We start from the raw sequence: 20,916 nt of genomic DNA, 5'->3' as shown, positions 1-20,916 counted from the left end.
GGGGCCCGGGTAGTACTGCGGTATGACGGCCGTCGCCCGACCCGGGTATGAGGACACCGGGCGCGCCCCGCTCTACCCTCGGCCCGGTGACCACCTGGAACACCTTCCTCCGCGCCCTCGCCGAGCCCGTCCCGGGCCATCGGCCGCCGCTGTACAACGCCCGCCGGCCATGGGTCCGGGCGCTGCCCTTCCTGGTGGTGCTGGCCATGGTCGGCGCCCTGCTGCCCCTCGGCGTGGTCACGCTGACGCAGTTCTACGGCGTGAACGGGAGCCTGGCCGCCATCCTCGCCACGGTCCAGGCCGGGGCGCTGGCCCTCGGGCTGGTCCGACCGCTGACCGGCTGGCAGCTGATGGCGCCCACGACGCTGATCGGCGCGATCGCCACCCACGGCGCGGCCGCCGACCTGCCCTGGCCGTGGCCGATCCCCTCCCTGCTCTGCTACCTGTTCCTGATGGTGTTCCTGGCGATCCGGGAACGCGGACGCACCCTGCTCGCCGTCTGGGCGGTCACCTTCATCGGCAACAGCCTCAGCTGGTCCGTCTTCAAAGAGCACTTCGACGGCACCTCGGTGGTGGTCACCGTGCTCTCCGGGGTGATCCTGCTGCTCGGCTGGAGCCTCCGCGGCCGCGGCGAGGCACGGCGGCTGCTCGCCGCCCAGGAACAGATCTCCGAGACCGAACGCGCCCGGCGCACCCTGCTGGAGGAACGCGCCCGGATCGCCCGGGAGTTGCACGACGTGGTCGCCCACCACATGTCGGTGATCGCCGTCCAGGCCGACAGTGCCCCGTACCGGATCGAGGGCCTGCCCGAGCCCGCCGTCGCCGAGTTCGGGCAGATCGCCACCGCCGCCCGCGGCTCGCTCGCCGAGATGCGCCGCCTGCTCGGGGTGCTGCGGGCCGCCGACACCGAGGCCGACAAGGCCCCGCAGCCGGGCCTCGCCGACCTGCCGGGCCTGCTCGCCACCGTGGCCCAGGCCGGCGTGCGGGCCGAGCTCGACCTCGCCGACGGAATCCAGGACCTCGGCCCCGTCCCCGAGGCGGTCGGCCTGTCCGCGTACCGGATCGTCCAGGAGGCGCTGGCCAACGTCGTCCGGCACGCCCCCGGCGCCACCGCCCGGGTCCGGGTCGCCGCGGCGGACGGCGCGCTCACCGTGGACGTCCACAACGACCCGGCGCCCGGCAAGGCCGCCGCCGTCGAAACCTCCACCTCCACCGGGCACGGCCTGACCGGAATGCGTGAACGCGTACGCCTGCTGGATGGCACCCTGGACACCGGCCCGACCGCCGGCGGCGGCTACCGGGTCGCCGCCGTCCTGCCGATCGACCGCACCGCAACGGCGGTCGACACCGCCCCAGGGGAGAAGAAGACCGCATGACCATCCGTGTCCTCATCGTCGACGACCAGGCGATGGTCCGCGCCGGCTTCGCCGCCCTGCTGGGCGCCCAGAGCGACATCGACGTGGTCGGCGACGCCGCGAACGGCCGCGAGGCCCTGGAGGTCAGCGGCCGCACCCACCCCGACGTCGTCCTGATGGACGTCCGGATGCCCGAGATGGACGGCCTCGAAGCCGCCCGCCACCTGCTCGACCCCCCGCCCGGTGTGGTCCACCGCCCACGCGTCCTGATGCTCACCACCTTCGACGTCGACGACTACGTGTACGAGGCCCTGCGGGCCGGCGCCTCCGGGTTCCTCCTCAAGGACGCCCCACCCGCCGACCTGATCAACGCCGTCCGCATAGTCGCCGCCGGCGACGCACTCCTCGCCCCCTCCGTCACCCGCCGCCTGATCGCCGACTTCGCCAAGAACCGCCCCACCCCCCGCCGCGACCCCCGCCTCCAGCTCAACGGCCTCACCCCCCGCGAGACCGAAGTCCTCGAACTCATCGCCCGCGGCCTCTCCAACCAGGAGATCGCCGCCCACCTGGTCCTCGCCGAACAGACCGTCAAGACCCACATCGGGCGCATCCTCGCCAAGCTCAACCTGCGCGACCGCGCGCAAGCTGTCGTCCTGGCCTACGAGAGCGGCTTGGTGCAGCCCGGCACATGACCAGCCGGGGGCGCGGGGTTACCTCCCCTCCCACCCCGGTATGACACGTCTCTTGGCTCCGCAGGTTGACGCCCCCTCACCCACCCCCTCCCTACCTTCCTCCCCGTCACCGAACGGGAGGAGGAAGCGATGCTGGGGCGTCTGCGTCGAAGGACAGCTGTCGCGGGGTTGGTGCTGGCGGCCGTGCTGGGGGTGGGTTCCTGGACGTCGGCGGACGCGCAGACGCCGCTGACGGGGCCACCGCCGGGGTCCGCGGAGTGGGTGGCGGACACCGCGCTGGGGGTGCGGCTGCCCGACCCGGGAAAGGCCTCCCCTGCCGAAGTGGCGGCGTTCTTCGAGGAGTTGACGCCAGGCCAGCAGCAGCAGCTCGCCCTCCGCCACCCGCAGGTCCTCGGCAATCTGGACGGCGCCCCGGTCCCGCTCCGCTACCTGGCGAACTCACTCGCCCTCGCCCAGGAGCGCGCCCATGAACAGGCCCGCGCCGACAACACCTCGCTGCCGCGCGAAGAGCGCGAACAGGCCGCCCGGAAGGCCGCCCGCTACGCCGAACTGACCGGCCGCCGACTCCTCGCGTTCGACCCGCGCGGTCGCGGCCAAATCGCCGAAGTGTTCGGCGAGTTGACGCACGAAGCCCGCACCGCCGTGCTCGTCCCCGGCTCCGACGTCGATCTGATGACCTCCGACCGCCTCGCCGCCATGGCGCAGGAACTGCGCACCGCGAGCAAGGACCAGGTCGCCGTGGTGGCGTGGGTCGGCTACACCACACCCGTCGGCGTGGGGCTGGACGCCGCCCGCGAGGATCTCGCCCGGGCCGGAGCCCCGCGGCTGGAGCGTCTGGTCGCGGGGCTGGCCCCGCTGACCGGGCCCGTCACTCTCTTCTGCCACAGCTACGGCTCGGTGGTGTGCGGTCAGTCCGCGCCGGATCCGGCGCAGGTCGCGGGGGTGGTGGTGTTCGCCTCGCCAGGGCTGGGCCTGGACCGGGCCGACGAGTTGCGGGTGCCGGTGTGGGCGGCGGTCCGCAATCCGGAGGACTGGATCTCGAACGTGCCGAACGTCTCGGTGTTCGGTTTCGGGCACGGCGCCGACCCGACGTCCCCGGGCTTCCACGCCCGCCTGCTGCCGTCGAAGGGTTCGCACGGCCACAGCGACTACTTCGCTCCCGGTTCGGCCTCGCTCGCGGCCTTCGCCGCGCTCGCCGCGACCGGCTCCCCCACCACCGCCTGACGACCTGTCGAGGAGACGTCCGATGCTGCCTGTTTCCGTTCGTCGCGCCGCGGCGACCGTCGATGCCAAGACCCCCGCCACTCGTGACCGCGCGCTGGACGGCCTGCGCGCCGTCGCCCTGCTCTCGGTGCCGCTGGGGCACTGGCTGCTCGGCGGGTTCACCCTCTCCGACGGCGTTCTGCGCAACGCGAGTCCGCTGACCGCGCTGCCGTTCATGGCGCCGCTGAGCTGGGTGCTGCAAATGCTGGGGGTGTTCTTCCTGGTCGGCGGCCGGGCGTCGGCGCTCTCGCTGCGCCGGGCGGCCGGGCGCGGGGTGGGCGCCGGGCAGTGGCTGCGCGGCCGGGTGCTGCGGCTGGCCCGGCCGGTGCTGGGGGTGGCCGCGGTGTGGGCGGCGCTGATCCCGGTGCTGCGCGGGTTGGGGGTGCCGGCCGACACGGTGCGCACGGGGGCGGTGCTGATGGTGCAGCCGCTCTGGTACATCGCGATGTACCTGGTGCTGACGGCGCTCACCCCGCTGTGCGTCAAACTCGGTGCGGCGCTGCGCGGTTGGGCGGCGGCGGTGCTGCTGGCGGCCGTCGCGGTGGTGGACCTGCTGCGGTACGGGCCGTGGGGCCCGTCGATGCCGGGGTGGCTGAGTCTGCTGAACCTGCTGCCGGGCTGGCTGTTCGCCTACCAGTTGGGCGTGGACTGGGCGCACGGCCGGATCTCCCGGGCCGGGGCGCGGCTGACGGCCCTCGGCGGGGCGGTGCTGTTCGCGGTGCTGCTGCTGGTGTTCCACTACCCGGCGAGCATGGTCGGCGTGCCGGGTGCGGCCCGCACCAACTCGCACCCACCGTCCCTGCTGGTGCTGGCGCTTGCCTCGGTGCAGGGCGGTGCGGCGATGCTGCTGAAGGACCGGCTGGGACGGGCGCTGCGCCGGCCGCTGCTGTGGCTGCCGGTGGTGGTGGTCAACCTGGGCGCGATGACGATCTTCTGCTGGCACCAGACCGCGATGTTCCTCACCGCGCTGGCCGGCTCCCGGCTGGGCACGGTGCCGGGCCTGACCGCCGCCCCCGACTCCGGCCTGTGGGCGCTGGCCCGGCCGGCCTGGCTGCCGGTGTTCGCCGTGCTGCTGGCGCTGATCGGCCGCTGGGCGCGGCGCTTCGACGCCCCGTGGCCGTCCCGCGCCTGGCGGGCGGTGGCAACGGCGGGCGCGGCGCTGTTCGCGGTGTACGCGCTCGGCGCGGTCTGACGCCGCGTCAATCTCCGTCGGCTGTCGGCGCCCGGCCGTACCCTGGCGGCCATGGCGACCTTCGACGAGCTGACCGCGCTGGCCCTGCGACTGCCGCAGGCGCACCAGGAGACCACCTGGGAGCAGGAGACGTTCCGGGTCGGCCGGAAGATCTTCGCGATGGGGCACCCGGAGTCCGGGCAGGTCTCGGTGAAGGCCACGGTGTCCGAGCAGGCCGAACTGATCGCCGCCGCGCCCGAGGTGTATTCGATGGCCCCGTACACCGGCCGGTTCGGCTGGGTGCGGGTCCAACTGGCCCTGGTGGAGCCGGAAGAGCTGCGCGAACTGCTCACCGAGGCCTGGCGTTCGATCGCTCCGAAGCGGGTCCGGGACGGGTACGAGGCGTAGCGTCCGGACGAATGTGACGCGGAACACTGTTTGCGCCCTGCCCGGCGCGTCTGCCGCCCTCTAGTCTGGCTGACTAGTAGTTGGCAGTCGTAGCACCATCGGGCCCGGCCCGCTGCGATGTACCGGCCCGAGGGAGTGGACGCCATGCACCGCAGGCGGGTCAAGCGGATCCTGATCGGCGTGTTCGCGGGCTGCGCGGCCCTGGTGGACGCCGGGGCGGCGGTCGCCCAGGCCACCGCGTCCAGCGAGCAGCTGGCCATCACCACACCGCCGGCCGGCAGCGCCGCCTGGGTCGCCGACAACTCCTTCGGCCGCGCCCTGCCGGACCCGGCCACCGCCGACCCGGCCGCCGTCGCCGCCTTCTTCGCCTCGCTGACGAAGTCCGAACTTGACCGGCTGATCCTCGAATACCCGCTGGTGGTCGGCAACTTGGACGGTGCGCCGCTGGCCGTCCGGTACCGGGCCAACCGGGAGGCGATCGCCGCCGAACGCGACCGGGCCCGCCAGCGCGCCGAGGACCGCGCCCTGGACCCGACCGCCCGCGCGCTGGCCGTCTCGCGCGCCAACGACTCCGAGGCGCTGCTGGCCGGCGGCCGGCAGATCCTCGCCTTCGACCCGCGCGGCCGCGGCCTGGTCACCGAGGTGTTCGGCGACCTGTCCGCCGCCCAGCGGGTCGCCGTCCTGGTGCCCGGCTCGGACGCCGACCTCGGCCACTTCGACCAGGCCGTCGAGCCGCTGCGCTCCCCGGCCGGCATGGCCCGCGCCCTGTTCGCCGAGGAACACGCCCAGTCCCCGAACACCCGCACCGCGGTGATCGCCTGGACCGGCTACGTCACCCCGCAGGGCCTCGGCCCGGACGCGGCCACCTCCCGGCTCGCCGAGGCCGCCGCGCCGCGCCTGGAGCGGCTGCTCGCCGGCCTGAAGCAGACCAGCCACCCGCAGGCGCCGCCCACGCTGCTGTGCCACTCGTACGGCTCGGTGGTGTGCGGCACCGCCGCGCCAACCGTGCACGGCACCCGGCCCACCGACCTGGTGGCGTTCGGCAGCCCCGGGATGGGCGTCGATTCGGCCGCCGAACTCGGCACCGGCGTCCAGGTGTGGGCGGCCCGCAACCCCAACGACTGGATCGGCAACGTCCCCTACCTGGAGGTCGGCGGCCTCGGGCACGGCGCCGACCCGACCACCCAGGCGTTCGGCGCGATGACCATCTCCTCGGCCGGCGCCAGCGGCCACAACGGCTACCTGGCCGAGGGCACCGCCAGCCGGCACAACTTCGCCGCGATCGCCCTCGGCCACTACGAGGACATCAGCCGCCCCACGAACTTCGGCAACTGACCGTCCGTCACACCTCGCGGGCGTCCGAGGTGATACTCATGTCCGCGTAGCGGGAGCCCTGCACCCGGCCGCCGATCGGCTCCAGCTCGGCCAGCTCGGCCTCCGTCAGCTTCAGCACGGTCGCCGCGGCGTTCTCCTCCAGCCGGCTGCGCTTGCGGGTGCCCGGGATCGGCACCACCGTCAGCCCGTGCACCTCGGCCCGCTGCTGCACCCAGGCCAGCGCGACCTGGGCGGCCGTCACCCCGCGCTCCGCGGCGATCTTCCGGATCGGCTCGACCAGCTCCGCGTTGAGCGCCGCGTTCGCGCCGGTGAACTGCGGCTGGTAGCGGCGGAAGTCGTCCGCGCCCAGCTGCTCGGCGTTGGCGAACGCCCCGGTCAGGAAGCCCCGGCCGAGCGGCGAGTACGGCACCAGTGCCACGCCCAGCTCGGCCGCCGCGGGCACCGCGGTGCGCTCCGGGCCCCGGGCGAACAGCGACCACTCGGACTGCAGCGCCGCGATTGGGTGCACCGCGTACGCCTCCCGCAGCTCCGGACCGGTCACCTCGGACAGGCCCAGGTGCCGGACCTTGCCGGCCGCGACCAGCTCCGCCATCGCCCCGACCGACTCGGCCAGCGGCACCTCGGGGTTGCGGCGGTGCATGTAGTACAGGTCGATCTCGTCCACCCCGAGCCGGCGCAGCGAGGCGTCCACCGCCTGCCGGATGTACGCCGGCTCGTTGTTGACGCCCCGGAAGGTCGGGTCGTCGGCGCGCCGCTCGATCCCGAACTTGGTGGCCACCACCACCTGGTCGCGGTGCGCCCGGACGAACGGGCCGATCAGTTCCTCGTTGGCGCCCGAGCCGTAGACGTCGGCGGTGTCGAACAGGGTCACCCCGAGCTCCAGCGCCCGGCCGAGAGTGGCCAGCGCCTCCTCGGTGTCGGTCGGCCCGTAGAACTCGCTCATCCCCATGCAGCCCAGGCCCTGCACACCCACGACGGGGCCGTTGCTGCCGAGCCGGGTGGTCTCGATGCTGCTCATGCGCTCTTCCTGTCCTCGATCGGATGACACACCGTCATCTCTGCCGTCCTGTCGTCGCCGGGGACGGGTGCGGCCGGCTCGCCGTACAGATCGATCTTCCGGTCGATCACGGCGAGCGTGGCGTGCAGGTCCGCGAGCCGCTGCCGGACCTCCGCCCGGTGGTCCACCAGCAGCTGTCGGCGCTCCGCCCGGGTGGCGTCCCCTTCCCGCACCAGCTCGACGTACCGGACCATGTCGGCCACCGGCATCCCGGTCAGCCGGAGCTTCGTCAGGAACGCCAGCCGCGCCAGGTCCGCGTCGCTGTACCGGCGCCGGCCCGCGTGCGAACGGTCAACCGCGTCCAGCAGGCCGATCCGCTCGTACCAGCGCAGCGTGTGCGCCGACAGGCCGCTGATCGCGGACACCTCGCTGATCGGGTGCCGCGGCGTCCGGTCGGGCACCGCGTTCGGCGCACAAAACGCCCGCTCGCACCCCGACAGTTGAGCATCCCGCTGGGCGGACTCTGCCATCCGGACTGACTCCCGGTCTCGACGACGACGGCTCCGACGCTACTCAGTTGGAGCGCACTCCAAGCAAGCCTGGCACACCGGACCTCCCGGACGGTCGTTTAGAGTTCGGCCCATGCAGAGCTTGCGGATGATCGAGGACTGGCCGGTACCGAATGCCGCTGCGGCGGTGGTACGCGGAAGCGACGGCGCCCTGCTCGGCGCGCACGGCCCGCAGGACCACCTGTTCCCGCTCGCCTCCGTCACCAAGCTGATCAGCGCGTACGCCGCGCTGATCGCCGTCGAGGAAGGCGTCTTCGAACTCGACGACCCGGCCGGCCCCGACGGCTCCACCGTCCGCCACCTGCTGGCCCACACCTCCGGTCTGGCCTTCGACGAGCACCGCGTGATGGCCGCCCCCGGAAACCGCCGCCTCTACTCCAACGCCGGCTTCGACGTGCTCGCCGCCACTCTGGAACAGGCCTCCGGCATCCCGTTCGCCCAGTACGTGGCCGAGGCCGTCTTCCAGCCGCTCGGCATGCACACCAGCCTGATCAACACCGCCCACCGCGCGCCCGCCGGCGCGGGCGGCCTCTCCACCGCCGCCGACCTCGCCCGCTTCGCGGCCGAGCTCCAGTCCCCCAAGCTGCTCGACCCCGCCACCCTGCGCACCGCGACCCGCGAGGTCGCCTTCCCCGGTACCAACGGCGTCCTGCCCGGCTTCGGCCACCGCCGCCCCAACGACTGGGGCCTCGGCTTCGAGATCCGCGACCACAAGGACCCGCACTGGACCGGCACCACCAACTCCCCCGAAACCTTCGGCCACTTCGGCCAGTCCGGCACCTTCCTCTGGGTCGACCCCGGGGCCGGTCTCGCCTGCCTCGCCCTCACCGACCGCGACTTCGGCCCGTGGGCAGCGGAGGTGTGGCCCCGGCTCAGCGACGCGGTTCTCGCCGAGACCGCACCGTAGCGGTCCTGCGCACCCACCCACCGAGGTCGCGCCCACGGGCACGTCATCGCCCTGCGTCGCGGCCTTGCGGTCGGGTCCTTCCGCCTCGCGCCGCTACGTGTTCACCCGAATCGCAGCGGGCTGTGCATCTCCCAGAGCAGCAGCTCCACGCCGTTCTCCCCCGCCGTCGGGTCCGCGAACGCGTCCCCCGTGATCCGGATCGCGTCTCCGGCGTTCGCGGAGCGACCACCGCCCTGCGGGCCGGGGACGGTGCGGTAGCCGACCGAACCGGCCACGACGTGCACGTACCGGAAGGGCGCCGCGGGAAGTTCGGGCAACGCCGCCCACGCGCCGGCCCGGACCAGCCAGAGCGCCGCGTCCGCCCGCCGCAGGCGCAGCGCCTCGCCCGAGGGCCGGCCCGAAGCGAGCAGGGTCAGCCCGTCCGGGTCCGGAACCGACCGGAGCCCGAATCCCGGCGGGCCGCCGAACTCGTCGGGCTGGAGCCACATCTGAAGGAACGTCACAGACCCGGCCGCGCCGCCGAGGTTGCGTTCGGTGTGGCTGATGCCCGCCCCGGCGGATTGCACCTGGAGCATGCCGGGCCGGACCACGCTCGCATGGCCCGCGTCGTCGCGGTGGGCGAGCGCGCCGTCGATCACCCAGGTGACGATCTCGGTGTCGGTGTGCCGGTGGGCCTCGTACCCGGCGCCGGGGGCGAGGGTTTCCTCGTTGCAGGCGAGCAACGCGCCGAAGGAGGTGTTCTTCGGGTCGTAGTGCCCGGCGAAGGAGAACGCGTGCCGGGTGGTGATGCCTTCGGCGGGTTCCGACAGGTAACGCTCGCCGGCGCGGCGCAGATCGGCGCGGCCGCGTTCCTTCCGTCCGGCCCCGGACGCGGGTTCGGCGGTTTCGAGGGGGTGCCCGTCCTGGGGCGAGGAATCCACGCTCACGGGCACCACGGTAGCCGGTGTGACGGGAGCCACCGGACTCTCCGGCGCGGGGTGTGCACGAGCACCCGCCCGCGTGAGGCAGGCTAGTGCCGTGCCATCCGCTTCAGCGAAACCCGACAAAGCATCCGGCCGGACGTCCGGCGAGCCCCCTGCCCCGGAGCGGCCCGCCGACCGGGGCCCGGAGAAGAAGCCCGCGAAACGTCCGGCGCGGCCGACCGGCGCCGCGGCGGTCCCCGGCCGTGGCCGGATGACCGCCGAGGAACGCCGACTCGCGTCGGAGCGCGCCGAGTTGCGTGCGGCGACGCTGAAACGGCTGGAGAAGTCGGCGGGCAAGCTGGCGTCCGCGGCGATTGCCCGGATGGACGACCAGCTGGCCTGGTACCGGCGGATGCCGCCGGAGCACCGGTCGTGGATCGGTCTGGTCGCGCAGGCGGGTATCGCGGCGTTCACCGAGTGGTACCGGCACCCGGAGGCGCCGCAGGCGATCTCCACCGACGTGTTCGGCACCGCCCCGCGGGAGTTGACCCGGGCGATCACGCTGCGCCAGACGGTGGAGCTGATCCGCACCACGATCGAGGTGATGGAGGAGGCCATCGAGGAGGTGGCCGCGCCCGGCGACGAGGCGGGCATGCGCGAGTCGGTGCTGGTCTACGCCCGGGAGATCGCCTTCGCCACCGCCCAGGTGTACGCGCAGGCCGCGGAGGCGCGCGGCGCGTGGGACGCCCGGCTGGAGGCGCTGGTGGTCAACTCACTGCTGTCCGGGGACGCCGACGAGGGCGTGCTGTCCCGGGCGGCGGCGCTGGGCTGGGGCCAGCCGAGCCAGGTGCGGGTGGTGATGGGCAGCGCCCCGGACGGCGACAGCGAGCTGGTCGTGGAGGCCATCCGGCGGGCTGCCCGGTACGCCAAACTGCACGTGCTGACGGGGGTGTTGGGCCGCCGCCTGGTGGTGGTGGTCGGCGGCGACAAGGAGCCGGTGCACGCGGCGCGGGCGCTGATCGGCCAGTTCGCGCCGGGCCCGGTGGTGGTCGGCCCGACCGTCGGTGACCTGCTGTCGGCCACCCGCTCGGCGCACGCCGCCGCGCAGGGCCTGAAGGCCTGCGCGGCGTGGCCGGACGCGCCCCGCCCGGTGCTGGCCGACGACCTGCTGCCCGAACGCGCGCTGGCGGGCGACGAGGTGGCACGCCGTCAGCTGGTGGAGGAGATCTACACACCATTGGAGGAGGCCGGTTCGGCACTCCTGGAGACGCTGAGTGTCTATCTGGAACAGGCGTCCTCGCTGGAGGGTGCCGCCCGGATGCTCTTCGTCCACCCGAACACCGTGCGCTACCGGCTGCGTCGTGTGACTGATGTCACCGGCTATGCTCCATCGGACGTGCGTTCGGCGTTCACCCTGCGCATCGCCCTTGCCCTGGGGCGTCTCGGCTCCGGGCCTGACCAGGGCTGATCGCACTGTAGGGAATCCACAATCCGACGTGCTTTTCTTCGTCATCGTCGCCTACCCGCCCCACGGCGTCCGGCGAGAGAGGGTTGAACCGTGCTCGTTATCGTCGCCCCTGGACAGGGTGCCCAGACTCCCGGCTTCCTCAACCCCTGGCTCGAACTGGACGGCGTCGCCGACCGGCTGCGCCAGTGGTCGGCGGTGGCCGGCCTCGACCTGGTGCACGCCGGAACCGAGGCCTCCGAGGAGGAGATCAAGGACACCGCCGTCGCCCAGCCGCTGCTGGTGGCCGCCGGCCTGGTGACCGCTCAGGCGCTGCTGCCGCAGGGCGTTTCCGCCTCGGTCGGCGCGCTGGCCGGCCACAGCGTGGGTGAGATCACCGCCGCCGCGCTGGCGGGGGTGCTGTCCGAAGAGGACGCGCTGGCCTTCGTCCGCGAGCGCAGCCTCGGCATGGCGGAGGCCGCCGCGGCCACCGCGACCGGCATGACGGCGGTGCTCGGCGGCGACCCGGAGGCGGTGGCCGAGAAGCTCGCCGCGTACGGGGTCACCCCGGCGAACAACAACGGCGGCGGCCAGATCGTCGCGGCCGGCACGCTGGAGCAGCTGGCCGCGCTGAAGGCGGACCCGCCGGCCGGCGCGCGGCTGATCCCGCTGAAGGTCGCGGGCGCGTTCCACACCGAGCACATGGCCCCGGGTGTGGCCCGGCTGGAGAAGCTGGCGCCGACGCTGACCACGGCCGACCCGACGGTGGCGTACGTGTCCAACAAGGACGGCGAGGTGGTCGGCGACGGCGCCGAGGTGCTGTCCCGTCTGGTCTCGCAGGTGTCCAACCCGGTCCGCTGGGACCTGTGCATGGAGACCCTGCAGCAGCTGGGCGCGACCGCCGTGATCGAGCTGTCCCCCGCCGGAACCCTCACCAACCTGGTCAAGCGGAACGTCAAGGGCGTCGCCACGCTGGCCCTGAAGTCCCCCGCCGATCTCGACCGGGCCCGGGAGCTCGTGGCCGAGCACGGCAAGCAGGAGAAGTCCGCATGAGTGTCACCATCACGCCGGCCACCGGCGCCCAGTTCTCGCGCATCCTCGGGGTCGGCGGCTACCGCCCGACCCGGGTGATCCCGAACTCCGAGGTGCTGAACTGGATCGACTCCTCGGACGAGTGGATCCGCTCGCGTTCCGGCATCGCGGAGCGCCGCTGGGCCGGTCCGGAGGAGACCGTCGCCGAGATGTCGGTGCAGGCGGCCACCCGGGCCATCGCGATGTCCGGGATCGCTCCGGAGCAGATCGGCGGCGTCATCGTCGCCACCGTCTCGCACCTGAAGCAGACCCCGGCGATCGCCACCGAGATCGCCCAGCGGCTCGGCTGCGGCACCGCCCCGGCGTTCGACATCTCCGCCGCCTGCGCGGGCTTCGGCTACGGCCTGAGCCTGGCCGACGGCATGGTGCGCGGCGGCAGCGCCGAGTACGTGCTGGTGATCGGCGTGGAGCGGCTGTCCGACCTGACCGACAAGTCGGACCGCTCGACCGCGTTCATCTTCGGCGACGGCGCGGGCGCCGCGATCGTCGGCCCGTCCGACACCCCCGGGATCGGCAAGGTGATCTGGGGCTCGGACGGCTCGCAGTCCGAGGTGATCTCGCAGACCAAGGCCTGGGACACCGCCTTCGCCAAGCCGGACGCCGTCAACGGCGCGGGCGAGGAGACCAAGTGGCCTGCTCTGCGGATGGAGGGCCAGACGGTCTTCCGCTGGGCGGTGTACGACATGGCGAAGGTCGCCCAGCAGGCGCTGGACGCCGCCGGGATCACCGCCGACCAGCTCGGCGCGTTCATCCCGCACCAGGCCAACATGCGCATCATCGACGCCATGATCAAGACGCTGAAGCTGCCCGCCGAGATCCCGGTGGCCCGCGACATCGTCGAGACCGGCAACACCTCCGCCGCCTCCATTCCGCTCGCCATGGAGCGGATGCTGGAGCGCGGCGAGGCCAAGAGCGGCGACCTCGCGCTGATCATCGGCTTCGGGGCCGGACTGGTCTACGCCGCAGCAGTCGTTACTCTCCCCTAGGCGTTTTCTCCGCACCACATGAAACCCGCGGCGGTCCGCCGGACCGTCCGCCGTCACCACCGAAGAGGAGCAGCCGATATGGCTACCCAGACCGAGGTTCTCGAAGGTCTCGCCGAGATCGTGAACGAGATCGCCGGCATTCCGGTCGAGGACGTCGAGCTCGACAAGTCCTTCACCGACGACCTGGACGTCGACTCGCTGTCCATGGTCGAGGTCGTCGTCGCCGCCGAGGAGCGCTTCGGCGCGAAGATCCCGGACGACGAGGTCAAGAACCTGAAGACCGTCGGCGACGCGGTGAACTTCATCGTCGCCAACGTCTGACCAGCCGTCAGGCTGCCGGTCGGGGCGCGCCCGTCGCGCCCCGGCCGTCCCCCTTTCCCTCCGGCTCGTCCGGCCCTCGGCTCAACGCTCAACGTGAGAGAAGAAGAAACCAGTGACTGCTGAAAACCGCACCGTGGTCGTCACGGGTATCGGCGCCTTCACGCCGCTGGGCGGCGACGCCGCCACATTCTGGGAGGGCCTGCTGGCCGGCCGGTCCGGGGTCCGCGCGCTCACCGAGGAGTGGGCCGCCGACCTGCCGGTCCGGATCGCCGCCCGGGTCGCTGTCGAGCCGTCCGAGATCCTGCCCCGCCCGGTGGCCCGCAAGCTGGACCGCTCGGCCCAGTTCGCGCTGATCGCCGCCCGCGAAGCGTGGAAGGACGCCGGCTACGAGGGCCCGGCCACCGCCGAGTCCAGCGAACTGGCCCCCGAGCGCCTGGGCGCGGTCATCGCCTCCGGCATCGGCGGCGTCACCACCCTGCTCGACCAGTACGACGTGCTCAAGCAGCAGGGCGTCCGCAAGGTCTCCCCGCACACCGTCCCGATGCTGATGCCCAACTCCCCGGCCGCCAACGTCGGTCTGGAGGTCGGCGCCCGGGCCGGCGTGCACACCCCCGTCTCCGCCTGCGCCTCCGGCGCCGAGGCGATCGGCTACGCGATCGAGATGATCCGCAGCGGCCGCGCCGACGTCGTGGTGGCCGGCGGCACCGAGGCGGCGGTCCACCCGCTGCCGATCGTCGCCTTCTCCAACATGATGGCGATGTCCAAGAACAACGACGACCCCGAGCACGCCTCCCGCCCGTACGACAAGGCCCGTGACGGCTTCGTCCTCGGCGAGGGCGCCGGCGTCGTGGTGCTGGAGTCCGCCGAGCACGCCGCCGCCCGCGGCGCCCGCGTGTACTGCGAGGCGGTCGGCCAGGGTCTGTCCTCGGACGCCCACCACATCGCCCAGCCGGAGCCGACCGGCGCCGGCGTGTCCCGCGCCATCGCCGACCTGTTCGACCGCAACGAGCTGGACAAGGCCGAGGTCGTGCACGTCAACGCGCACGCCACCTCCACCCCGCAGGGTGACACCGCGGAGGTCAAGGCGCTGAGCCGCGAACTCGGCGAGCACCTCGACCACGTGGCGATCTCCGCCACCAAGTCGATGACCGGCCACCTGCTCGGCGGCGCCGGCGGCATCGAGACGGTCGCCACCGTCCTCGCCCTGCACCACCGGATCGCCCCGCCGACCATCAACGTGGTCGACCTGGACGACGACATCGACGCCGACATCGTCCGCGACGAGCCCCGCAAGCTCCCGGTCGAGGGCCGCATCGCCGCGCTCAACAACTCCTTCGGCTTCGGCGGCCACAACGTGGTCCTGGCCTTCCGCACCGTCTGAGGCACCCGCGCGAACACCTGCGCGACCGGCCCGGCACTCCGATCGAGTGCCGGGCCGGAGCCGTCTCCGTGCCGCTGCGAGTCACACCACCTGGTGGAGCCAGCGCACCGGCGCGCCCTCCCCCGCATACCGGAACGGCTCCAACTCGTCGTCCCACGGCTTGCCGAGCAGCCGCCCGATCTCCGTCTCCAGGTCACTGCCCTCACTTCGGGAACGCAGCAGCACGGCCCGCAGCCGGTCCTCGGGAATCAGGATGTCGCCGTGGATGCCGGTGACGGCGTGGAAGATGCCGAGGCTGGGCGTGGAGGAGTACCGCTCGCCCTCGGCCGTGGCGCAGGGCTCGCTGGTCACCTCGTAGCGCATCAGCTGCCACCCGCGCAGCGCGGAGGCGAGCCTGGAGGCGGTGCCGGGCTCTCCGTGCCAGGAGAGTTCGGACCGCCAGTGGCCGGGCGCGGCGGGCTGCCGGATCCAGTCGAGGTTGACCCGCACGCCGAGGGCGCCCGCCACCGCCCACTCGACGTGCGGGCACAGCGCGCGTGGCGCGGAGTGGATGTAGAGCACACCACGTGTCGTCACCGGGACCTCCTGGCTGTGGACGAGGGTCGCCTTCCCCAGCTGCCTCGCGCCGTCGCCGGTCGGTACTGACCAGTGGCTACCCCGTGACGCTCAACTTATTCGACATTAGGTCATCAAATCGAGCAAAACGGACAAGCTTTCACTCCATGCTAGTCGGTTCCCCCGAGAGGTCTACCCCCACAGCGCCCACCTCCCCCGAACGGACCTAAACGCGCGCCCCCACCGGATCGCGCGCCCGGTGGGGGCGGGTTGACGGGACGGCAGCTGTCATACCGTCAACTCTTCACACCCTCAGACCTGTACGACCATCTTTCCGATGTTGGCGCCGTGCAGCATGCCGAGGAAGGCCTCCACGGCGTTCTCCACACCCTCGACCACGGTCTCGTCGTAGCGCAGCGAACCGTCCCGCAGCCAGCCGCCGACCTCCTCCAGGAACTGGCCGCGCAGCGCGCTGTGGTCGCCGACCAGCATGCCCTGCAGGCGCAGCCGCTTACCGATGGCCAGCGCCAGGTTGCGCGGCCCGGCCGGGGCGGAGGTCTCGTTGTACTGGGCGATGGCCCCGCAGAGGGTGGCCCGGCCGTGCACCCGCAGGGCGCCGATCGCCGCCTCCAGGTGCTCGCCGCCGACGTTGTCGAAGTAGACGTCGATGCCGTCGGGGGCGGCCTGGGCGAGCAGCTCGGCGACCGGGCCGTCCTTGTAGTTGAAGGCGGCGTCGAAACCGTAGTCGTCGATCAGGGTGGCGACCTTCTCGGCGGAGCCGGCCGAGCCGATGACCCGCTTCGCGCCCTTGAGCCGGGCGATCTGGCCGACCAGCGAACCGACGGCGCCGGCCGCGCCGGAGACGAACACGATGTCGCCGGCCCGGAACGAGGCGACCTCCAGCAGCCCGGCGTACGCGGTGAGGCCGGGCATCCCGAGCACGCCCAGATAGGCGGAGAGCGGGGCGAGTTCGGGATCGACCTTGACGGTGCGGGCCGCGTCCACGGTGGCGTACTCGCGCCAGCCGAGCCCGTGCAGCACGGCGTCACCGACCCGGAAGCCCTCCGCGTTGCTGGCGACCACGTGGCCGACCGCCCCGCCGTCCATCGGCGCACCCAGCGCGTACGGCGGGACGTAGGACTTCACGTCGTTCATCCGCCCGCGCATGTACGGGTCCACGGACAGGTAGGCGTTGCGCACGGTGATCTCGCCCGGCCCGGGCTGCCGGACGGGGGCCTCGACCAGGGCGAAGTCGCCGGGGACCGGCCAACCCTGCGGGCGGGCGGCCAGGTGCCATTCACGACCGGTGGCGGGAAGATCCTGCTCTGCCATCACACGCTCCTCATCAACCTGAAACATTCAGTGACTCAAGCAATCCTGTGGATGAAAGGTTCATGTTGTCAACTGTTCAGCTAGACTCGACGGCATGGAGAAGGAGCAGGTCATGGAGCAGGCAACGGTCCCGACCGCCGACCCGATCACCGTGGAGGTCGTCGACCTCATGGCGCGCCTGGTCGGACTCTTCCACCGCGAGTACGAGGAGGCCGCCGCCGCCCGCTCGCTGACCGGCGCCCAGGCCAAGGTGCTGGCACTGCTGCGGCGCGGGCCGATGCCGATGCGGCACATCGCACAGACCCTCTCCTGCGAGCCGTCCAACGTCACCGGCATCGTCGACCGGCTGGAGGGCCGCGGCTTCGTCACCCGCGAGTCCGACCCGCAGGACCGTCGGGTGAAGCTGGTCGTCGCCACCGACTCGGGTCTGACCGCCTCCTCCGAACTGCGCGAATCGCTGAACTTCGCCCGCGAACCGCTGGCCGCGCTGGACGCCCCGGAACGGGCCCAACTGCGGGACCTGCTGCGGCGGATGCTCGACTCCTCGGCCCGCGGCTGACCCTCCGTCGGACCAACCTCCGGACCGCCCGCCGGGTGGTTCGGGGGTACCCCGGTTCGAGGTTCGAAAAATCTCTCGGAAATGATGGTTCGCGTGTAACCATTCCCGTCACCGCGCCGTCTAAGTGGTGACGAACACCCCGTCGTCCGCAGTCTCGCGGAGACGGCAAGTGCCTGCCCTCGGGCACCAGTTCCCGTTGCGCGCAGAGAGATTCCGGATCGATGACCGACGCCACCCAGAGTCCTGCCGCGGCCCCGCCCCGACGCCGCAGAGGCCGCCGAATAGCCCAGGGTCTCGGGGCGACCGCCGCCGTCATGGTGGTCGTCGCCGCGGGACTCGGCGCCTGGTACTACCAGCGGCTCGACCACAACATCACGACCTTCGCCCCGGAGGGCATCGCCTCCACCCGCCCGCCGGCCGGGCCTCCCGCCCCTACTGGCGGACACCCCGTCAACGTCCTGCTGCTCGGCTCCGACACCCGGAGCGACGGCAATGGCGACCTCGGCGGCGGCGACGTGGGAGTCGGGCACTCCGACACCGCGATCCTGCTGCACGTCTACGCCGATCACAAACACGCCGTCGGCGTGTCGATCCCCCGGGACACCCTGGTCACCATCCCGCCGTGCCGGCTCGCGGACGGCCGATGGACCACCGCCCGGGCCAACCAGATGTTCAACTCGGCTTTCACCATCGGCGAGTTCAAGAACGGCAACCCCGCCTGCACGCAGAACACCGTGGAGGAGCTGACCGGCCTGCGGGTGGACCACACCCTGGTCGTCGACTTCAAGGGCTTCGCCTCCATCACCGAGGCCGTCGGCGGCGTGGACGTGTGCGTGCCCAACGACGTGAACTCCTACGGCATCCAGCTCACCAAGGGCCGGCAGACCGTCACGGGACAACAGGCCGTCGACTACGTCCGCGCCCGGCACGGCCTCGGCGACAGCTCCGACATCGGCCGGATGCGTCGTCAGCAGGCGTTCATGTCCTCGCTGATCAAGAAAGTGCAGGGCGAGGGCTTCGACCTGACCACCCTGCTGCCGCTGGCCGATGCCGCCACCAAGTCGCTCACCGTCGACCCCGGCCTCGGCTCCCCGTACAAGCTCGCCGAGTTCGCCCAGTCGCTGCAGAACATCAAGCTCCCCGACATCCAGTTCGTCACCCTGCCGTGGCGCTTCCAGGGCGCCCGGGTCGCCATCGTGCAGCCGGACGCGAACATCCTGTGGAACCTGCTCCGCCAGGACCGCACCCTGGACGGCCACCTCACCGGCGACACCGCGAGCCCGTCCGCCGACCCCTCGGCCGGCGCCTCGGCCAGTCCCTCCGGCTCGGCCGACCCCTCTGGCTCGGCCAGTCCGTCCGGCTCGGCCAGTCCGTCCGCCACCAGCAGCCCCGACAGCGCGAGCCTGGACGTGCCCATCGTGGTCCACAACGCCGCCAAGTCACCCGGGCTGGCCGGACGCGCCGCGACCGCGCTGCGCGGCAGCGGGTACCGCAACATCACCATCGCCGAGAACACCCCCGCCCGGGCCACCACGCTGATCGAGTACGCGTCCGACCAGCGCCCCGCCGCCGAACGCCTCGCCCAGCTCTACCCCGGCGCCGAGCTCCGCGCCACCTCCGGCGGCGAGGGCATCACCCTGACCCTCGGCCAGGACCGGGCCGGCACCGACACCCCCGGTACCCCCGACCCCGGGGCCTCCGCCGGCACCATCCCCTCCGCCATCCCGAACGGCATCACGGACAACACCCGGCCCGCCGACAGCGACCTCTGCGCCGACCTCAGCTTCGGCTGACCCGGCCGCCGGCCGCCGGGCCCGAAAGCCCGCCCCCGTGCCCGGCTCCCGCGCTACGCCTCCGGGGGCGGGGGCGCGGGCGCGGGCGCGGCCTGGGGCGGGGTCTGGAGCACGGCCGAGTCCGGGTCCGGGTCCTGGTCCGGAAGGCCGGTCACCACCAGGGTGACCCGACGGTCCGCCAACTCGCCCGCTCGGGCCAGGCCGTACACCGCGGAGAGTGCCTTCGCCACGTACCGACGCTCCACCGGAACCCCGTGCCGGCTCTCGAACCCGGCGGCGAATCGCTCCAACTCCTGCGACACCCGGCCGTACCCGCCGCCGTGCCAGCCGTGATCCAGCCGCCAGTTGTCGAACTCCCGCCCATACGCGGCGAGTTGCAACGCCGCCACCTCGCGCTCCAGGTAACCCTCGCCGCGCAGCACCGCCACGCCGAGCGCCTGCGCACCCGGCGGCAGGCCGGCGGCGATCCCGGCCAGCGTCCCACCCGTGCCGACCGCGCAGCAGACCACGTCCCGGGCGCCCAAGCCAGGCAGTTGGTCGGCCAGTTCCGCGGCCACCACTGCGGCCCCGCGCACCGCGGCCGCGTTCGACCCGCCCTCGGGCACCACGAAGTGCCCTGCCCGCCGCTCCTGCCGCCCGGAGGCGATCTCCCGGTAGACGGAACGCTCGACGAACTCCAGCACCATCCCGTCCCGTTCGGCCCGGGCCAGCGACCAGTTCCGCGGCATCCCCGCCAGCTCGGCCCCGCGAATCACCCCGACGCTCGCCAACCCGAGCGCCCGCGCCGCCGCGGCCACCGCCCGCACGTGCGTGGAGTACGCCCCGCCGTAGGTGAGCAATGCCCGGCAGCCGTCCGCAACCGCCCGCTCCAGGTTCGGCGCGAGCTTGCGCCACTTGTTGCCAGGCACCGTCGGATGCGCCAGGTCGTCCCGCTTCAGCCACAGCTCGACCCCTGCGGCAGCGAGCTCCGGATCGTCGACCACCGTCAACGGCGTGGGCAGGTCAGCGGGCATGAGCATCCACTCACCCTAGCCGGGGCCCGGGCGCGAGAGCCGGGGCCGGAAGCCCAGGCCCGGGGCCCGGGCACGAGGACCGGGGCCGGAAGCCCAGGCCCGGGGCCCGGGGGCCCGAAAGCCCAGGCCGGGAGGCCGGGGGCCCGGAAGGCCGGGCATGGGCCTGGGGGGCGGGCCCCGGCGTGGGCGGGCCCGGGGGCAGGGAGGCCGGGGGCCAGGAGGCCCGGAAGCCCGGACAGAAGCCCGGACATGGGGGGTGGGGTCCCAGGCGTGGGCTGGCCCCGGGCCCCGGGGGCCGGCGGGCGTCCGTCGGTCCCTGGCCGTCCTGCCGCGCAGGCGTCCTGTCAGAGCGTGCCGGGCGTCTTGCGGGTGGTGACGTTCATCCGGTTCCACGCGTTGGCCGTGAACACCAGGGCGATCAGCTGCGCCATTTCGCGCTCCTCGAAGTGCTTCGCCGCCTCCTCGTACACCTCGTCCGAGACGCCGGAGGGCAGCAGCGTGACCGCCTCCGCGAGGGCCAGCGCCGCCCGCTCCTTCTCGGTGAACAGGCTGGACTCCTCCCACGCCGTCAGCTGGTAGATCCGCTCCTCGCTCTCCCCGGCCTTCCGGGCGTCCACGGTGTGGTACCCGATGCAGTACGCGCACTTGTTGACCTGCGCGACCCGGATCTGCACCAGCTCCAGCAACTCCGGGTCCAGCCCCTCGCGGGCGGCCGCGTCGAGGGCCAGGACGGCCTTGAACACCTTGGGGGCGACGGCGGAGAAGTTCATGCGCTGCGGTACCTGAAACGTTGTCATGACTCAACCGTAGGGCGCCGATCGACCGAGGATAGGGTGCATTT

At 72.8% G+C, this 20,916-nt stretch carries 21 protein-coding genes; 14 read left to right on the top strand and 7 right to left on the bottom strand.

Annotation, left to right across the window (positions count from 1 at the left end; translation table 11 throughout):
- Nucleotides 1-86 precede the first annotated feature (86 nt).
- From ACZ6R9_RS21215 to ACZ6R9_RS21190, 6 genes are all read left to right on the top strand, one after another.
- A complete protein-coding gene (locus ACZ6R9_RS21215; protein ID WP_465539593.1) occupies nt 87-1,376 on the top strand; it encodes a sensor histidine kinase in 1,290 nt (429 codons plus the stop codon).
- The gene (locus ACZ6R9_RS21210) at nt 1,373-2,047 is read left to right on the top strand and encodes a response regulator (protein ID WP_465539591.1); all 675 of its coding nucleotides are present in this window, start codon (nt 1,373-1,375) and stop codon (nt 2,045-2,047) included. The genes ACZ6R9_RS21215 and ACZ6R9_RS21210 overlap by 4 nt, the downstream gene beginning before the upstream one ends.
- Nucleotides 2,048-2,176: 129 nt before the next feature.
- A complete protein-coding gene (locus ACZ6R9_RS21205) occupies nt 2,177-3,271 on the top strand; it encodes an alpha/beta hydrolase (RefSeq protein ID WP_465539589.1) in 1,095 nt (364 codons plus the stop codon).
- 22 nt (nt 3,272-3,293) lie between these two features.
- Nucleotides 3,294-4,502: an acyltransferase family protein gene (locus ACZ6R9_RS21200; RefSeq protein ID WP_465539587.1), complete on the top strand. Its 1,209-nt coding sequence runs from the start codon at nt 3,294-3,296 to the stop codon at nt 4,500-4,502.
- Between the two features lie 51 nt (nt 4,503-4,553).
- Nucleotides 4,554-4,889 carry an MmcQ/YjbR family DNA-binding protein gene (locus ACZ6R9_RS21195; protein ID WP_380483173.1) on the top strand — a complete coding sequence of 112 codons (336 nt, stop codon included), beginning with the start codon at nt 4,554-4,556 and terminating at the stop codon, nt 4,887-4,889.
- 144 nt (nt 4,890-5,033) lie between these two features.
- The gene (locus ACZ6R9_RS21190) at nt 5,034-6,224 is read left to right on the top strand and encodes an alpha/beta hydrolase (RefSeq protein ID WP_380483175.1); all 1,191 of its coding nucleotides are present in this window, start codon (nt 5,034-5,036) and stop codon (nt 6,222-6,224) included.
- 7 nt (nt 6,225-6,231) lie between these two features.
- Here the strand turns inward: ACZ6R9_RS21190 and ACZ6R9_RS21185 are convergent, their stop codons facing one another.
- Entirely contained in the window at nt 6,232-7,242 is a 1,011-nt protein-coding gene (locus ACZ6R9_RS21185) for an aldo/keto reductase (protein WP_465539585.1), read from the bottom strand.
- The gene (locus ACZ6R9_RS21180) at nt 7,239-7,751 is read right to left on the bottom strand and encodes a MerR family transcriptional regulator (protein ID WP_380483178.1); all 513 of its coding nucleotides are present in this window, start codon (nt 7,749-7,751) and stop codon (nt 7,239-7,241) included. Before ACZ6R9_RS21180 ends, ACZ6R9_RS21185 begins: the two co-directional genes overlap by 4 nt.
- A 112-nt stretch (nt 7,752-7,863) precedes the next feature.
- Between ACZ6R9_RS21180 and ACZ6R9_RS21175 the strand changes: the two genes are divergently transcribed.
- A complete protein-coding gene (locus ACZ6R9_RS21175) occupies nt 7,864-8,697 on the top strand; it encodes a serine hydrolase domain-containing protein (protein ID WP_380483180.1) in 834 nt (277 codons plus the stop codon).
- 101 nt (nt 8,698-8,798) lie between these two features.
- Here the strand turns inward: ACZ6R9_RS21175 and ACZ6R9_RS21170 are convergent, their stop codons facing one another.
- Complete coding sequence (locus tag ACZ6R9_RS21170) at nt 8,799-9,623, bottom strand: pirin family protein (protein ID WP_465539582.1); 825 nt, start codon at nt 9,621-9,623, stop codon at nt 8,799-8,801.
- 247 nt (nt 9,624-9,870) lie between these two features.
- Between ACZ6R9_RS21170 and ACZ6R9_RS21165 the strand changes: the two genes are divergently transcribed.
- The 5 genes from ACZ6R9_RS21165 (at nt 9,871) to fabF (ending at nt 14,823) form a co-directional block, all read left to right on the top strand.
- Nucleotides 9,871-11,067, top strand: a complete 1,197-nt coding sequence (locus ACZ6R9_RS21165) for a PucR family transcriptional regulator (protein WP_099907699.1) — start codon at nt 9,871-9,873, stop codon at nt 11,065-11,067.
- A gap of 90 nt (nt 11,068-11,157) precedes the next feature.
- Nucleotides 11,158-12,096 (top strand): ACP S-malonyltransferase, encoded by a 939-nt coding sequence (locus ACZ6R9_RS21160; protein ID WP_380483185.1) that lies wholly within the window; start codon nt 11,158-11,160, stop codon nt 12,094-12,096.
- Nucleotides 12,093-13,121, top strand: a complete 1,029-nt coding sequence (locus tag ACZ6R9_RS21155; RefSeq protein ID WP_380483186.1) for a beta-ketoacyl-ACP synthase III — start codon at nt 12,093-12,095, stop codon at nt 13,119-13,121. The genes ACZ6R9_RS21160 and ACZ6R9_RS21155 overlap by 4 nt, the downstream gene beginning before the upstream one ends.
- A gap of 78 nt (nt 13,122-13,199) precedes the next feature.
- The gene (locus tag ACZ6R9_RS21150) at nt 13,200-13,442 is read left to right on the top strand and encodes an acyl carrier protein (protein ID WP_073812203.1); all 243 of its coding nucleotides are present in this window, start codon (nt 13,200-13,202) and stop codon (nt 13,440-13,442) included.
- A 112-nt stretch (nt 13,443-13,554) separates the two neighbouring features.
- Nucleotides 13,555-14,823 carry a beta-ketoacyl-ACP synthase II gene (fabF, locus tag ACZ6R9_RS21145; protein ID WP_380483188.1) on the top strand — a complete coding sequence of 423 codons (1,269 nt, stop codon included), beginning with the start codon at nt 13,555-13,557 and terminating at the stop codon, nt 14,821-14,823.
- A gap of 81 nt (nt 14,824-14,904) precedes the next feature.
- Here the strand turns inward: fabF and ACZ6R9_RS21140 are convergent, their stop codons facing one another.
- Nucleotides 14,905-15,399 (bottom strand): DUF3145 domain-containing protein, encoded by a 495-nt coding sequence (locus tag ACZ6R9_RS21140; RefSeq protein ID WP_380483190.1) that lies wholly within the window; start codon nt 15,397-15,399, stop codon nt 14,905-14,907.
- Between the two features lie 291 nt (nt 15,400-15,690).
- Nucleotides 15,691-16,710 carry an NADP-dependent oxidoreductase gene (locus tag ACZ6R9_RS21135; protein WP_380483191.1) on the bottom strand — a complete coding sequence of 340 codons (1,020 nt, stop codon included), beginning with the start codon at nt 16,708-16,710 and terminating at the stop codon, nt 15,691-15,693.
- A gap of 94 nt (nt 16,711-16,804) precedes the next feature.
- Here ACZ6R9_RS21135 and ACZ6R9_RS21130 point away from each other — a divergent pair, with 94 nt between their 5' ends.
- Nucleotides 16,805-17,269 (top strand): MarR family winged helix-turn-helix transcriptional regulator, encoded by a 465-nt coding sequence (locus ACZ6R9_RS21130; protein ID WP_380483193.1) that lies wholly within the window; start codon nt 16,805-16,807, stop codon nt 17,267-17,269.
- A gap of 221 nt (nt 17,270-17,490) precedes the next feature.
- Nucleotides 17,491-19,062 carry an LCP family protein gene (locus tag ACZ6R9_RS21125; RefSeq protein ID WP_465539578.1) on the top strand — a complete coding sequence of 524 codons (1,572 nt, stop codon included), beginning with the start codon at nt 17,491-17,493 and terminating at the stop codon, nt 19,060-19,062.
- 53 nt (nt 19,063-19,115) lie between these two features.
- Here the strand turns inward: ACZ6R9_RS21125 and ACZ6R9_RS21120 are convergent, their stop codons facing one another.
- Both ACZ6R9_RS21120 and ACZ6R9_RS21115 read right to left on the bottom strand, forming a co-directional pair.
- The gene (locus tag ACZ6R9_RS21120; RefSeq protein ID WP_465539576.1) at nt 19,116-20,081 is read right to left on the bottom strand and encodes a 1-aminocyclopropane-1-carboxylate deaminase/D-cysteine desulfhydrase; all 966 of its coding nucleotides are present in this window, start codon (nt 20,079-20,081) and stop codon (nt 19,116-19,118) included.
- A gap of 338 nt (nt 20,082-20,419) precedes the next feature.
- Complete coding sequence (locus ACZ6R9_RS21115) at nt 20,420-20,872, bottom strand: carboxymuconolactone decarboxylase family protein (protein WP_380483199.1); 453 nt, start codon at nt 20,870-20,872, stop codon at nt 20,420-20,422.
- Nucleotides 20,873-20,916 lie beyond the last annotated feature (44 nt).

The organism is Kitasatospora sp. NPDC048662, from assembly GCF_055587065.1.
The sequence above is the reverse complement of the archived record's forward strand: the minus strand, read 5'-3'. Positions and strand labels throughout refer to the sequence as shown.